The 15,019-nt window shown below is 59.9% G+C and carries 11 protein-coding genes; 5 read left to right on the plus strand and 6 right to left on the minus strand.

The features are described from left to right. Window positions 1-15: 15 nt before the first annotated feature. Both ACOTX5_RS15000 and ACOTX5_RS15005 read left to right on the plus strand, forming a co-directional pair. A complete protein-coding gene (locus ACOTX5_RS15000) occupies window positions 16-327 on the plus strand; it encodes a type II toxin-antitoxin system HigB family toxin (RefSeq protein ID WP_045910678.1) in 312 nt (103 codons plus the stop codon). Then, a complete protein-coding gene (locus ACOTX5_RS15005) occupies window positions 324-743 on the plus strand; it encodes a helix-turn-helix domain-containing protein (RefSeq protein ID WP_045910679.1) in 420 nt (139 codons plus the stop codon). The genes ACOTX5_RS15000 and ACOTX5_RS15005 overlap by 4 nt, the downstream gene beginning before the upstream one ends. Window positions 744-795: 52 nt before the next feature. Here the strand turns inward: ACOTX5_RS15005 and ACOTX5_RS15010 are convergent, their stop codons facing one another. Continuing rightward, window positions 796-1,686 carry an oxidoreductase gene (locus tag ACOTX5_RS15010; protein WP_045910680.1) on the minus strand — a complete coding sequence of 297 codons (891 nt, stop codon included), beginning with the start codon at window positions 1,684-1,686 and terminating at the stop codon, window positions 796-798. A 105-nt stretch (window positions 1,687-1,791) separates the two neighbouring features. Between ACOTX5_RS15010 and ACOTX5_RS15015 the strand changes: the two genes are divergently transcribed. After that, on the plus strand, window positions 1,792-2,913 hold the full coding sequence (locus ACOTX5_RS15015) for a YbdK family carboxylate-amine ligase (RefSeq protein WP_015571201.1): 1,122 nt from the start codon (window positions 1,792-1,794) through the stop codon (window positions 2,911-2,913). On the opposite strand, the gene ACOTX5_RS15020 is transcribed toward ACOTX5_RS15015, so the two are convergent. From ACOTX5_RS15020 to ACOTX5_RS15030, 3 genes are all read right to left on the minus strand, one after another. After that, a complete protein-coding gene (locus tag ACOTX5_RS15020) occupies window positions 2,843-5,998 on the minus strand; it encodes an efflux RND transporter permease subunit (protein ID WP_045910681.1) in 3,156 nt (1,051 codons plus the stop codon). The genes ACOTX5_RS15015 and ACOTX5_RS15020 overlap by 71 nt on opposite strands. A gap of 9 nt (window positions 5,999-6,007) precedes the next feature. Further along, window positions 6,008-7,072 (minus strand): efflux RND transporter periplasmic adaptor subunit, encoded by a 1,065-nt coding sequence (locus ACOTX5_RS15025; protein WP_045910682.1) that lies wholly within the window; start codon window positions 7,070-7,072, stop codon window positions 6,008-6,010. 106 nt (window positions 7,073-7,178) lie between these two features. Next, window positions 7,179-9,887: a cation-transporting P-type ATPase gene (locus ACOTX5_RS15030; RefSeq protein ID WP_045910683.1), complete on the minus strand. Its 2,709-nt coding sequence runs from the start codon at window positions 9,885-9,887 to the stop codon at window positions 7,179-7,181. Between the two features lie 488 nt (window positions 9,888-10,375). On the opposite strand from ACOTX5_RS15030, the gene ACOTX5_RS15035 reads away from it, so the two are divergent. Then, window positions 10,376-10,624 carry a DUF1158 domain-containing protein gene (locus ACOTX5_RS15035; protein ID WP_003858875.1) on the plus strand — a complete coding sequence of 83 codons (249 nt, stop codon included), beginning with the start codon at window positions 10,376-10,378 and terminating at the stop codon, window positions 10,622-10,624. Here ACOTX5_RS15035 and ACOTX5_RS15040 read toward each other — a convergent pair. After that, window positions 10,610-12,178 (minus strand): alpha/beta hydrolase-fold protein, encoded by a 1,569-nt coding sequence (locus ACOTX5_RS15040; protein ID WP_045910684.1) that lies wholly within the window; start codon window positions 12,176-12,178, stop codon window positions 10,610-10,612. The genes ACOTX5_RS15035 and ACOTX5_RS15040 overlap by 15 nt on opposite strands. Before the next feature lie 123 nt (window positions 12,179-12,301). Between ACOTX5_RS15040 and ACOTX5_RS15045 the strand changes: the two genes are divergently transcribed. Then, window positions 12,302-14,446, plus strand: a complete 2,145-nt coding sequence (locus ACOTX5_RS15045; protein WP_045910685.1) for a TonB-dependent siderophore receptor — start codon at window positions 12,302-12,304, stop codon at window positions 14,444-14,446. Window positions 14,447-14,495: 49 nt separating this feature from the next. Here the strand turns inward: ACOTX5_RS15045 and ACOTX5_RS15050 are convergent, their stop codons facing one another. After that, window positions 14,496-14,837 carry a RamA family antibiotic efflux transcriptional regulator gene (locus ACOTX5_RS15050; protein ID WP_032670430.1) on the minus strand — a complete coding sequence of 114 codons (342 nt, stop codon included), beginning with the start codon at window positions 14,835-14,837 and terminating at the stop codon, window positions 14,496-14,498. Window positions 14,838-15,019 lie beyond the last annotated feature (182 nt).

Here is a 15,019-nt window from a genome sequence, read left to right on the forward strand (position 1 = left end):
AAACAAGGGGCAAGGATGCACATAGTCTCAAGAGCGCCTTTCGACACAGCGGCCAGACATTATCCCAATCAAGCACAAGCCCTGGACGATCTTTACCGGGTACTAAAAAAGGAACACTATCCGTCACCAGGCGACATGCGAAAGCGCTTTCCCAGCCTGGACCGGATGAAATACCGGGAAAAATGGTGGGTCATTGATGTGGGTGGCGGGCATTTAAGAGTGATGTTTTTTGCTGATTTTGAGCGGGGAAAGATCTTCATCAAACACATCAGCACTCACGCAGACTATGACAAGCTCATGGACTACTACCGGAGAACAAAAGAATGAATTATGCAGCAGCCATCAAAGCGGCAAACGCTCTGACAAACGCGCTCCCTTTCCTGGGTTCAAGCCCGTCGCGGCAAGACTACGAGGATGCGCTGGCGCTGGTGGAGTATCTTATCGAGCACGACCCGGATAACCCGCTGGTAGAGATGCTTACTGCCAAAATCGATAAGTACGAAAACGAGTCCCCGGAGTTTGCAGAATTTAACGCGCGTATTGCCAGCATTCCGTCAGGCGTTGCGTTACTGCGAACGCTGATGGATCAGTACCAGCTCACTCAGAGCGACTTCGAGAACGAGATAGGCAAGAAGTCTCTGGTGAGTCGGATCCTTAACGGACAGCGCACGTTAACGCTGGATCATATGCGCGCGCTGGCGAAGCGTTTTGGTTTGCCGGTGAGCGCATTTGTGGGGAACTGATGCGAGGTTTTCACCCAGACCAATTCCCCAGACGTTAATACCACTATCTCACTCACCCCGGCCCCTCACCCCCCGCCGCCAGCAGCGGCACCACCACATCGCTGATGGGTACCGCAATCCCGTGCCTGCGGCCATAGCGCTGGATCACGCCGTTGCGTATGTCCCACTCCATCGGGCGATCCGCCTGACGGTCGGCAAGGATCGAGGTGCTCAGGTCCTCAGGCGCGCGCTGGAAGTTCGCCAGAATCTCCTGGGCCACCGCATCGTCCAGCTTCGCCCCTTCGGCGCGGGCGACGGTAAGCCCCTCGCGCAGGTAGCCCAGCGCCAGCTCGCTGATATCCTCGCGCCTGAACATTCCGGCGCGGCGATTGGCCAGCACCATCAGCCCGGCGACCGCGTTTTGCAGCAGCTTGCGCCAGGCGACGGTAGTGAAATCTGTCGAGAGCTCAACGTCACAGCGCGTGCCGCGAAGCGCCTCCACCACCCGCTGCGCCTGCGGCACGTCCGGCAGCGTAAGGCGCGGTTTGGCGCGCAGCCAGACGGAGGCATCCGGCTCGCGCTGGGCAGGGAACCAGACCACCGAGGGCAGCACCGTTGCGCCATTGACCAAAGGCGCAAGCTGGGCTTTCTGCTCCACGCCGTTTTGCAGCGCGCAGACCACGGTGTTTTCATCGCACAGAGCGCGCAGCCACCCGGCGCTGTCGGCATTTTGCGTCGTTTTGACCGCCAAAAAAACAAGGTCAACGGGGCGCGTAATGACGCTGGGATCGGTGAGTACCGGACCGGGCACCACAATTTCACCCTCATCATGACGCAGGCGCAGTTCCGGATGCGCGGTGCGCCCACACAGCAGCGGCGTGCGGCCCGCTTCATGCAGCACCGCGGCGATGGTGGTCCCAATCGCACCGGGTCCTGTCAGCGCAATGGTTGGATAGTCAGACATGGATCACTCCCCTTTTGCTAAGCCTGCTATCAGTTATACCACCCTGAAAAGAGCGCGCCACGCCCATTGTCTATACTCAACACATAACAGACAACGGAGTGCGCCATGCCTTTACCCGACTTCAAATCCTCTGAACCTTATACCCTCGGCATTGAGCTCGAACTCCAGGTGGTTAACCCGCCGGGTTACGATCTGAGCCAGGACTCCTCTGCCCTCATCGCCGCCGTCAAAGACGACATCAAAGGGGGCGAAGTCAAACACGACATCACCGAAAGCATGCTCGAAATCGCCACCGGCGTGTGCCAGACCATCGACCAGGCAGCGGCGCAGTTTTCAGTGATGCAGCAGAGCATCCTGCGCGCGGCGGAAGATCAGCATATCCAGATCTGCGGCGGTGGGACGCATCCGTTCCAGAAATGGCAGCGGCAGGAAGTGTGCGACGACGAGCGCTATAACGTCACGCTGGAGCGCTTTGGCTATCTGATTTTGCAGGCGACGGTGTTCGGCCAGCACGTACACGTCGGCTGTCGGACCGGGGACGACGCCATTTACCTGCTGCACGGCCTGTCGCGCTTTGTGCCGCACTTTATCGCCCTGGCCGCCGCATCACCGTATATGCAGGGCACGGACACGAAGTTCGCCTCATCGCGTCTCAACATCTTCTCGGGCTTCCCGGATAACGGTCAGATGCCGTGGGTCAACAGCTGGCAGGAGTTCGAGGGGCTGTTCCGCCGCCTGAGCTCCACCAGCATGATCGACAGCATTAAGGATCTGCACTGGGACATCCGCCCCAGCCCGCACTTCGGCACCGTCGAGGTGCGGGTGATGGATACGCCGCTGACGCTCAGCCACGCCATTAACATCGCCGGGCTTATTCAGGCGACGTCGCACTGGCTGCTGACCGCGCGGCCGTATAAGCATCAGGAACGGGATTTTTTGCTGTATCGCTTTAACCGTTTTCAGGCCTGTCGCTACGGGCTGGAAGGCATTCTGACGGACGTACATACCGGCGAGCACAAAACCGTGGCGGAAGATATCGCCTGGCTGCTCGAGCAGGTTGCGCCGTCGGCCGAGAAGCTCGGCGCGACAAGCGCAATCAATGAGATTGCCCTGCTGTTAAAGCAGGGCAAGAGCGAGGCGCAGCGCATGCGGGACTTTATCGCCGATGGCGGCTCGCTGATTTCTCTGGTGCAGAAGCACTGTGAGCTGTGGGCGACAAGTCCGTAAGGCCGTGGCCCCACTCGCGCAGGCGCTGGAACAGCACGAACAGCGCCGGGATGAACACTATCCCCACCACGGTCGCCACCAGCATGCCGCTGAACACCGTAGTGCCGATGATGCGGCGGCTCTGGGCACCCGCCCCGGTCGCCAGCATCATCGGCAGGACGCCGATAATGAACGACACGGCGGTCATCATTACCGCGCGGAAGCGGCGCGATGCCCCCTCCCGTGCGGCATCGACAATCGCCATTCCATCCATGCGCCGGGCGCGGGCAAACTCCACGATAAGAATTGCGTTCTTGGCGGCGAGGGCTATCAGTAGCACCAGACCTATCTGCACGTATACGTCGTTGGCATAGCCCGCCAGCCACAGCCAGACCAGCGCCCCGCCGATGGCGAACAGCACCGAGAGCATCACGCTCGCCGGCAGCGTCCAGCTCTCGTACTGGGCGACGAGGAACAGCCACGCCATCACCACCGCCGCCAGCACGATCCATATCGCCTGATTGCCGGTCTGCTGCTCCTGATACGACATGCCGCTCCAGGCGTAGTCGTACCCGGCTGGCAGGTTTTCCGCCAGAATCTCGCCCATCGCCGCCATTGCGGTGCTGCTGCTCACCCCTTCCGCTGCCGAGCCGCTCACCGATACCGACGGGAACTGGTTGTACTGCTGAATAAATGGCGCGCCGACGGTCGGCGTGATGGTGATGAGGTTGCTCAGACGCACCCGCTCGCCGCTGTTGCTGCGCACGAACAGCTCGCTGATTTGCTCCGCGCGCTCGCGCCACTGCATCTCGTTCTGCATCACTACGTGGTAGACGCGGTTGTTGACGCTGAAATCCCCGGCGCGCGTGCCGCCAAAGGCGGTTTGCAGGCTGCTGAAGATGCGTGACACCGGCACGTCGAGGCGGGCCGCGCGCTCACGGTCAACGGTGAGCGTCATCTGCGGCACGTTGCTGCTCCAGGTGGTGAACACGCGGCTCAGCTGCGGGTTCTGGTTGGCTTTCGCCAGCACCTCACGCGTCACGCGCTCCAGCTCCGCCGGACTTTGCCCCACCTGCGCCTGAATGCGCAGGTCGAAGCCGGAGGCGTTGCCCAGCCCCGGCAGCGTCGGCGGCGCAAAGGTCATGATGGTGGCTTCCGGCAGGGCCAGCAGCTGGCGCTGAAGGATGCCCATCACCTCATCCAGCGGCGGACGCTCGCTCCAGTCTTTGAGCATGATGGAGATAAACCCGCCGTTCGATGCGCTGGTGCCGTTGAGGATGTTAAACCCGGAGACCTGAATCACGTCTTCTACCGCCGGGTTGTTAGCGATCAGCTCGCGCGCGGTGGTCATCACCGCTTCGGTGCGCTCCAGCGAGGCTGCCTCCGGCAGCTGGACGCTGGCGAAGAAGTAGCCCTGATCCTCCTGGGGCAGAAAGCCCTTTGGCATCGACATGAAGCTGAATACCACCACCGCCGCCGCACCCGCGGTGGCCAGCAGCGCCAGCCACGGGCGCAGGTTTAAAACGTTCACGATGCGGGTGTAGAAACCGCGCGTGGCGTCCAGCCCGTGGTTAAAGGCGCGATAGAGTGCCGCAGGTTTCTCCGGTCGCGGGCGCAGCAACAGCGCGCACAGGGCGGGCGTAAGAGTCAACGCCACCAGGCTTGAGAGCGTGACGGCAGTCGAGAGCGTCACCGCGAACTGGCGGTACAGCTCGCCGACAATCCCCGGCAGGAGCGCCACCGGCACAAACACCGCCAGCAGCACCAGCGTGGTGGCAATCACTGGCCCGGCGATCTGGCGCAGCGCCAGCGCGGTCGCCGCCGTACGGCTCTGCCCTTCCGCCATCAGCGTTTCGACGCTCTCCACCACCACGATGGCGTCATCCACCACCATGGTCAGCGCCAGAATGATGGCAAACAGGCTCAGCGTATTGGCGGAGTAGCCGAGCGTATAGAGCACCGCGAAGGTGCCCACCAGCGACACCGGAATGGCAAGGGCAACAATCAGCGTCGCGCGCCAGCTTTGCAGGAACAGGGACACCACGACCACCACCGCCAGCATCGTCAGCGCCAGCGAGACGCCAATCTCTTTGATGGTGGCGGCCACAAACGAGGTGGTGTCGAATTTGACTTCATAGACCAGATCGTCCGGGAAGCGCGTGGATAACCGTTCCAGCTCCGCGCGCACCGCATCGGCCACGCGCAGGGCGTTAGCGGACGGCGTCGGGTAGATGCCGAGGTAGGCGGAGTCGTGCCCGTTCAGCTGCGCGCCAGAGCTGTAGCTGCGCGAGCCAAGCTCGATGGTGGCGACGTCCTTCAGGCGCACCAGCTGACCCATCTCCCCGGCGCGGATAATGATGTTGGCAAAGTCGTCGGCCTGATTTAAGCGCCCCAGCCCGTTAATGGTCAGGGTCTGCTGCTGGCCGTTAAACACCGGCGGCGTGCCGACCTGGCCTGCCGCCCCCTGCACGTTCTGCTCGCGCAGCGCCTGCGCCACGTCATCGCTGGTCACGTTCAGGGCGTTCATGCGGTCCGGGCGCAGCCAGATGCGCATGCTGTAGTCCCGTGCGCCAAACATCTGTACCTGCCCGACGCCCGGCAGACGCGACAGCGCCTCGCGCACCTGGGTGCTGGCGTAGTTGCTGACGAACAGCGGCGTGTGGGTGTTGTTCGGTGAGTAAAGGCTTACCCCCATCATCAGGTTGGTGGCGCGCTTGCGCACCTGCACGCCGTTTTGCTGCGCCTCGGTCGGCAGCTGCGCCACGGCCTGCGCCACGCGGTTCTGCACGTCGATGGCGGCGAGATCCGGGTCGGTGCCTGCCGCAAAGGTAATGTTCAGGCTATAGCTACCCTCGTCCGAACTGGTGGACTCCATATAGAGCATATGATCCACCCCGTTCAGCTGGGTTTCCAGCGGCGTGGCGATGGCCTCCGCCACGTCAGCCGAGCTGGCGCCCGGCCATGACGCTGACACATTCACGACCGGCGGGGTGATCTGCGGGTACTGCTCCACCGGAATAATCCTCAGCGCGTTGGCCCCCAGCAGGGTGATGACCAGCGCAATCACCATCGCAAAGCGCGGGCGTTTGATGAAAAACGTCAGCATGATGGCTCCTTAATTCAGTATCTGGACGGCAACGCCTGGCTGCACGCGCTGCGCACCGTCAGTAATCGCTCGCTCACCGGGCTTCAGGCCGGAGGCAATCTGGAACTGCTGGCCAATCTGTCCGGCGACCTTCAGCGGACGCATTTCGGCTTTATCTTCGGCGTTAACCACCCATGCGAAGAACCCGTGGCCATTCTGCTGTACGGCAGCGGCGGGCAGGGTCAGCACTGGTTGCTCACTTGACGGACGCAGGTAGACGTTCACGTTGCCGCCGGGCAGCAGCTGATGGCGCGGGTTGGCGAACTCGGCGCGCAGCATCACGCTGGCGGTGCGCGGGTCGATGCGGTTGTCCACGGAGGTGAGTTCCCCGCTGATGCGCTGGCCGTTGCTGTCAATCAGCGCCTGCCAGGCCTGCTTCATGGCGCTGATATCCGCATGCTGGCCGGCTTTAGTGGCAAACGTGCCCTCTTCCAGCGCAAAGGCGATGCGGATGGGATCGAGCTGCACCACCTCCACCAGCACACCGCTGGCAGGATTCACCAGACTGCCGACGTGAAAGTTGCTGTGCCCCACGCGCCCGTCAATCGGTGAGGTAATGCGCGTGTAGTTGAGGGTGACGCTGCGGGTGTCGAGACGGGCTTTCGCCTGCTCCAGCGCGGCGCTCGCTACGTCGCGCTGCATGCGGGCGTTGTCCACGTCGTGGCGGCTGATGGCGTTGCTGCTGCCCAGGTTTTCGAAGCGTGACAGCTGCTGCTGCGCCTGACGCAGCGTGGCTTCGGCGCTTCTCACTTCGGCCTGCGCCAGACGCAGGGCGGCGCGCGGCTCGGCGTCGTCCAGTTCGAACAACACGTCGCCTTTTTTCACGTACTGCCCGTCGCGGAAGTGGATTCTGGTGATGACGCCTTCCGTGCGGGCGCGCAGTTCAACGGTGTGGATAGCTTCAATGCGACCCGGGATCTGACGCTCGGCGGCGTGGGCGGTCTGCTCCACGGTGGCGACACGTACGGGAATGGCCGCGGCGAATGCGGGTGGCAGGGTGCAGGCGAGGAGCGCGAACAGGAGAGGGAATTTCATGGGAGTACCTCGGCGTTGTTTTCCCTCACCCCGGCCCTCTCCCACAGGGAGAGGGAGGTCAGAGTTCCCTCTCCCTGTGGGAGAGGGTTAGGGTGAGGGCAAAAGGTTATGCAGCCTTACGGAACCTGCGGGTCAGTCGCTTCTCGATTTCGACGACGAAGAACATCACGCCCGCCACCGCCAGCGTCACGAACCAGTAGCGCAGCGGCAGCGCTTCGGTGCCGAACAGCATCTGCATAAACGGCAGGTAGATAATCGCCGCCTGGAGCAGGAACAGTACGCACGTTACCAGCCAGATCCCTTTGTTCGCCAGCAGGCCGCGGTTCAGGGAGAACCCGTCGGTATTGCGGCAGTTAATCATGTATACCCACTGGGCGCAGACCAGCATCTGCAACAGCACGGTGCGGATGAACTCCGCGCTGTGGCCGCGCGGGGCCAGCCAGGCTTCCAGCGCAAAGGCGGCGATGGCAATCATGGTGCCGACGAAGGCCACGCGCCAGACGGCGTAGGCGTCCATCACGTGCTGCCCGGTCTGACGCGGCGGGCGGCGCATAATGTTGCGCTCGGCGGCCTCGAAGGCCAGGCCGAAGGAGAGCGTGGCGGAGGTCGCCATGTTCATCCACAGGATCAGCACTGGCGTCAGCGGAATGATGTTCCCCGCCAGCAGCGCAATCACAATCAATAGCCCCTGCGCCAGGTTGGTCGGCATGATGAACAGGATGGTCTTCTTCAGGTTGTCGTAAACGCGACGCCCCTCTTTTACCGCGCTGGCGATGGTGGCGAAGTTATCGTCCGTCAGGACCATGTCCGCCGCCTCTTTGGTCACTTCCGTGCCTTTGATGCCCATCGCGATACCCACGTCCGCCTGGCGCAGCGCCGGGGCATCGTTCACGCCGTCACCGGTCATGCCGACGATTTCGCCTTCGTCCTGCAACGCTTTCACCAGGCGCAGCTTATGCTCCGGGCTGGTACGGGCGAAGATGTCATACTTCACCGCCGCTTCCGCCAGCTCGGCGTCGTCCATCTTCTCCAGCTGGTAGCCGGTAACCGCCTGCTCGCTGTTGGTGATCCCCAGCATCTGGCCGATGCTCATCGCCGTCTGCGGGTGATCCCCGGTGATCATCTTCACGCGGATCCCCGCCTGCTGGCAGGCGTTAATCGCCTCAATCGCTTCCGGACGCGGCGGATCCATCATCCCGGCAATGCCGAGGAAGATCAGACCGTGGCTCAGGTCGTCGTGAGTTAATGCCTGCTCGCCGTTCGCTGGCTTGAACGCCGCGGCGACCATGCGCAGCCCCTGACGCGCATAGCGCTCCATCTCCGTTTCCCAGTACGCGCGGTCAAAGGCTTGCGCACCGTTGCGGGTCTGCTGCTGCTCACACAGGGCGAAAATCACGTCCGGCGCGCCGGTAATCAAAATCTGCTCCTCACTGCCAATCTGGTAGTGGGTGCTCATGTACTTGTACTGAGAGTCGAACGGGATCTTGTTAACCAGCGTGGTCACGACCGGCTCGAGGTGGGCCTTGGCCGCCAGCACCTTCAGCGCGCCCTCGGTTGGCCCGCCGGTGATGCCCCACAGGCCACGCTCGTCCTGAATCAGCTGGCTGTCGTTACACAGGTCGATGGTGCGCAGGTACTGCTCCAGCACGGTGCCCGGCTGGATCTGCACCGGCTCGTCGCTGCCTTCGAGGTAGATGTTGCCCACCGGCTCGTAGCTGTTGCCGTCCACGCGATAGCAGGTGTCGGCGGTGATGATGGCTTTCACCGTCATCTCGTTCATGGTCAGGGTGCCGGTTTTATCCGAGCAGACCACGGTCATCGCGCCCAGGGTTTCAACCGTCGGCAGCTTGCGGATAATCGCCCGCTTGCGCGCCATCGCCTGCACGCCCAGGGAGAGGATAATGGAGATAATCGCCGGCAGACCTTCCGGCACGGAGGCTACCGCCAGGCTAATCAGGGAGAGCAGCAGCTCGCCCATCGGGATCTCGCGGAACACCAGGCTGAAGACAAACAGCGCGGCCATCATCGCCAGAATGATGGCGAAGATCGCTTTACCCAGCTTGTCCATCTGCACCAGCAGCGGGGTGCGGTGTTTTTCAATGCCCGCCATCATCTGGTTGATGTGGCCGAGTTCGGTCTCCTGGCCCGTGGCAATGACCACGCCAACGCCGCCGCCCGCGCTTACCGTCGTACCGGAAAAGACCAGGTTCGTGCGGTCGCCCAGCGGTAATTCGCCGTTCAGCGGGTTCGTGTGTTTATCCACCACGGTGGATTCACCGGTCAGAATTGCCTCTTCCACGCGTAAATTATGCGCTTCGATTAAGCGCATATCCGCCGGTATACGATCTCCTGCGCGCAACACAATAATATCGCCCGGGACGATTTCCGTCGTCGGGATAGTTTCATGGTTGCCGTTACGAATAACGCGCGCCTCGCTGGAGAGCATATTGCGAATACTCTTCAGGGATTTTTCCGCGTTACTTTCCTGAATGTGGCCAATTAAGGCATTGATTACCGCCACGCCCAGAATAACCAGCGTATCAACCCAGTGTCCCATTACTGCCGTTAATACGGCGGCTGCCAGCAGGACGTAAATCAGGACATCGTTAAAATGCGCGAGAAAACGCAGCCAGCCCGGCTTGCCTTTTTTCTCCGGCAGCGCGTTCGGGCCATGCTTCTGTAAACGCGCCTGCGCCTCGGCACGGTCCAGGCCATTAGCCTGGCTCTGCGCCTGAGCAAGCACCTGCTCTACGGTCTGCTGGTACGCCTGCCCGCCTGCGGGTGGCATATTCTGCGAGAAATTTTTTTTGGTCATGGTATTTTTCCTTCAATATCCGGTGGACGGAAGCCGGAATTCCTTTCTGGCTTTAAATAATTCATTTTTAAGTCTTGCGGGTTAAATTGATCTACCGCAATATATTGACTACCCGGTTATTCAAAACTGATTAAAATTATTTCGACGCGTTGATTTTTACAAAATATTTCTAAACCAACACTAAACGAGGAGGAAGCATGTTTGGTATTTATCGCGGACGGCGTCTGGCGTTATACATTGTCGCAGCCATTGTTATTGCGACGTTAATTGGATATAGCACCTATAGCTTTGTAAAATTATTTTCGTGAGAAAGACGTTTATTTACATAACGCGATATTAATTTAATCGCCCCGAAAATATTATCTATTTTCTGTTATTAATTCGCAGAATAACGGTGGCCTTTTACCCAATTTTGCCAGCGGGGATGATATTGCTTTACGTTTCAGGATGCCGGACAATGACATTTTTAACTGACGATTAACATTACGATGAAACACCCGTTAGAATCGCTGCTCACCGCAGGGGGCATTTTGCTGATGGCCCTGCTCTCCTGCCTGCTGTTACCCGCGCCGTCGCTGGGTCTGGTGCTGGCGCAGAAGCTGGTTCAGACCTTTCATATGGTCGATCTGAATCAGCTGTACACCATTCTGTTCTGTCTGTGGTTTTTGGTGCTCGGCGCCATCGAATTCTTTATCCTGCGTTTCATCTGGCGCCGCTGGTTTTCACTGGCGTCGTAAGCCAGTGAGATCGCGCATCCCGTGGATCAGCGCTTCACACCAGGCCGCGTAGTCGTGGCCGCTGGATGAGGGGTGGAAGCTGACGCGATAGCCTTTTTTCCTCAGCACCTGTTCAAAATCCTGCGTGGTGCGATAGATGCCGCCGCCCGGTCCCGTGGTTTCAAACTTCCCGGCCTGTAACCAGAAGCGCACCGGATACGGTGGAGACTGTTGGTACTGACGCGTCAGCCAGCCGGGAGCGTCACCTTCCGGCGCCCACCAGTAAGAACCGGAAAGGCTCAGCACGTTGCCAAACAGGCGCGGATAGCGCAGCGCCACCCATGAAGAGGCAATTCCCCCGTAGCTTGATCCTGCCAGTACGGTTTTCTGCCGCTGCATGCCGATGCCCTTCCCCCGCAGCCACGGCAGCAGCTCGTGCGCCATAAAGTCAGCAAAATCCGGGTTTGGCGGCAGCTCGTTGCCGCGACGGGCGTGATCGAGGCTGTCGATAAACACCACGTTAATCGGAGGCAGGTGATGTCGGGCAATCAGACCGTCCAGCACGTTGGCAAAATGGTATTCGTCCTGATAAACCTGTCCGTCGAAAAGGATGAGCGTCCAGCGTGCAGGCTGTGCGCCGCGCGGTTGGTAGATCATCACGTCGCGGGCATTGCCGAGGATGTTGCTGCTCAGCCTCTGGCGGCTCAACGTCCCGTGTAACAGCGGCTGTGCCGTAGCCCGAACGGAGCAGTAGCGCGCCGGGCTGAGATCGAGCAGAGAATAGCGATTCCAGCGATCGGTCTTCTGCTCCCCAAAGCTATTCGGGTTAAGCGGATCGGCCTGCGCGCTTACCAGGATGGCGCGGCGTTGATCGCGGGCAGAGCCTTCAACGATCGGCACATCGGGGGCGAGCTTGTACTGCATCACCGTATCAGCGGGGACCACGTAGCTGCGGAACCAGACGTCGCTGTTGCCCAGACGGAACAGCGGATCGTGATCCCCCGCCGGAGAGCCGAGAATGAAGACGTTATCCCGCGCGCCGCGCCACAGAAAGGTCACCCGCTTATGGCTCGCATCTACCGGCTCCACCATCGGCGTTCCCTGTCGACGCTGCGCCTGCCAGAACGCCTCGGTACTTCCACCGGCAGAAATGACGTTTGCCAGCGCCTTCAGCGTCGGGCTTTCTGGCGCCAGCATCTGCACGCGTGGTAACGGAGAGGTCTCTTTCATCCGCCACTGAAAACGCCACGGCTTGCCGGCTTCGCCGTGTAGCACCAGCGAGGTGTTCTGTTTCACCGGCAGGGCAAACAGCAGCGTGTGTTCCCCGTCCGCAGGACCGTTTTCGATCAGCGTGCGGATGCGGCGGTTTTGCCCATCCAGCAGGCGCGCATCCGTCACGCCATGCAGCGTGGCGGAAACGTAATTTTCATCCAGCTCGGGCAGGGAGAAGCAGACTTCGCCGCTGGCATCAAACTTTCCCTGAACATCGCCCTGCCGGGACGACTGCTCGCACGTTGCCGCCACGGCGGGCAGCGCGCCGATCCCCAACAGCAACCCACTCCATACCCTTTTCATTACCGCTTGTTCCCCAACGAAATTTGTTAACAACGCTAATGCAAATGGTAATAATTTGCAATATCATCAGCGGCGTTTTACCGGTGTTTTTATGGCGATAGCAACCAAGGACGTTCAATAAAAATGTTTAAAAATAATAAGATAATGCAGCTCTGGCTGCTGAGTCTGGCGACGACCAGCGTCGCGGCTCAGGCAGAAACGAAAGAAGAAACGATTACGGTGACGCAGGGCGTGACTGAAGAGCCCACTGCGCCCGTAAAAGGCATTGTGGCGACGAAAACGCTCTCCGCCACCAAGACCAGCGCGGAGATCGTGAAGACGCCGCAGTCGGTATCGGTGATCACCCGCGATCAGATGAACATGCAGGACGTCACCTCCGTTTCGCAGGCGCTGCGCTACTCGGCGGGCGTGTTTACCGAGTACCGGGGCTCGTCTAACCGTAACGACGAGGTGTTTGTGCGCGGCTTTAGCTACGTGCCGAAATTCCTCGACGGCTTAAGCTTTGGCGCAACGGCTTCCTCACAGACGGGCACAGTTGACCCGTGGCTGCTGGAGCGCGTGGAGCTGGTGCGCGGCCCGGCGTCGGTGCTGTTTGGACAGGTGAATCCTGGCGGGTTAATCAGTATGACCAGCAAGCGCCCGACGGCGGAGGCCATTCACAACGTGCAGTTCCGCACCGGCAATAACGATCTCGCCGAAGGTGCGTTTGATTTCGGCGGCAAGCTGAGCGACGACGGCCGCGTGCTGTATCGCGTGAACGGTATCGCCCGTACGCAGCATAATCAGGTGGACGATTATAAAGAGACGCGGATGGCGATCGCCCCGGCGATCACCTGGTACCCGAACGATCAGACCCGCTTTACGCTGCTGACCAGCTACCAGAAAGATCCGGATGCCGGATACCGCAACTTCCTGCCCGCGTATGGCACGGTGAAAAGTGCCGACGGGAAGTACATCCCGCGCGACTTTGACGTCAGCGATCCGAATTACAATCAATCCTGGCGCGAGCAGACGATGATTGGCTACGAGCTGGAACACCAGTTCGCCGACAACCTCACCTTCCGCCAGAACGCCCGTTACGCCACCATCAAGCAGAAATATCGTTATCTGGTTTACGCCAACAGCGCGGCCAACAGCACGGTGTTGACCCGTCGCGCCCAGCGTGAAGAGCGCACGACCAACGAATTTGGCCTTGATAACCAGCTGGAATATCTGCTGGAGACCGGAAGCGTCAACCACACCCTGCTCGGCGGGTTTGATTACAAGACCAGTAAGGATAAACAGCTGCTGGCGCGCGGGAGCGGCTCACAGTATGACCTCGACTGGACAAACCCGGTTTACGGCGTGAACGTGGATGAAAGTACCTTCAAAACGGCCACCGACGAGCAGCAAAATCTCGACCAGATGGGCCTGTATCTTCAGGATCAGATGAGCTGGAACAACTGGGAGTGGCTGGTTTCCGGGCGCTACGACTGGAGCGAAGTGCGTACCAGCGACTTCACCGACAACAGCTTAACCCAGCAGAACGACAACAAATTTACCTGGCGCACTGGCCTGCTGTACGCGTTTGATTCTGGCCTGTCGCCGTACATCAGCTACAGCACCTCGTTTGAACCGAACCTGCAAACCAACCGTGCGCCGGGCGTTGCGCCATTCAGGCCTACTACCGGGGAGCAGACCGAGATTGGCGTGAAATATCAGCCGGTCGACACCACGCTGATGACCCTGGCGCTGTACGATTTGACTCAGGACAACGTCGCGACCTATAACAGCGCTGAAGGCTGGTTCGAAAATGCGGGCAAGGTGCGTTCGAAAGGCGCTGAAGCGGAAATCCACGCCACGCTGATGGATAACATCAACCTGATTGGCTCCTACACTTACACCGATGCAAAAACCGAAAGCACCACGTTGGCGGGAACTGAAGGCAAAACGCCTGCGCGCATTCCAGCGCATATGGCATCGGCGTTCGCCAGCTATACCGTTCCGGGCGGAGCGCTGAAGAGCCTGACCGCTGGCGTGGGGATGCGCTACATCGGCACCAGCTACGGCGATGCGAAGAACACCTTCAAGGTGCCATCGGTGGATCTGTATGACGCGATGCTGCGCTACGATCTGGGCGAGATGAACCGCAGCCTGAAAGGGGCAAGCGTGCAGTTCAACGTCAATAACGTGGCAGACACGAAGTATGTGGCGTCATGCGCAAGCGATACGGCGTGCTTCTACGGGATTGGCCGGACGGTGACGGCGACGGTGAATTACAGCTGGTAGTTAAAGCCGGGTGGCGGCTACGCCTTACCCGGCCTGGATGTCGTCAATTTCAATGTGTCTGGCGGTGATTCTCTTTGCGATACGCCCCGGGCGGCTGGTTGAAGGTGCGGGTAAAGATGCGGGTAAACGTCTGCTGCGAGTCAAACCCGTAGCGCAGGCAGATATCGTACACGCGCTCGTCTGACTCACGCAGATCGCGCGCCGCCATCAGCAGCTTGCGTTCGCGGATGTAGCGCCCCAGACTTTCGCCTTTGTACTGCATAAACAGCCGCTGTAAATGCCATTTTGAGTAACCCGCATGGCGGGCAATCTCTTCGATGCGTAACGGCTGGTGTAGATTGTCATCAATCCATTCGACAATCGTATCAATGACCTGAGCGGAAATCGTCATACTGCTCTCCCCCTCTGCTTCTCGCTTAAACATTATTCCCACCACTCGCGAAATTGTTGCGTGGTACTGATGAATCCCCTAATGATTTTGGTAAAAATCATTAAGTTAAGGTGGATACACATCTTGTCATATGATCAAATGGTTTCGCGAAAAATCAATAATCAGACAACAAGATGTGCGAA

Source organism: Enterobacter cloacae complex sp. IR5441 (assembly GCF_049238215.1).
GTDB lineage: Bacteria > Pseudomonadota > Gammaproteobacteria > Enterobacterales > Enterobacteriaceae > Enterobacter > Enterobacter hormaechei_C.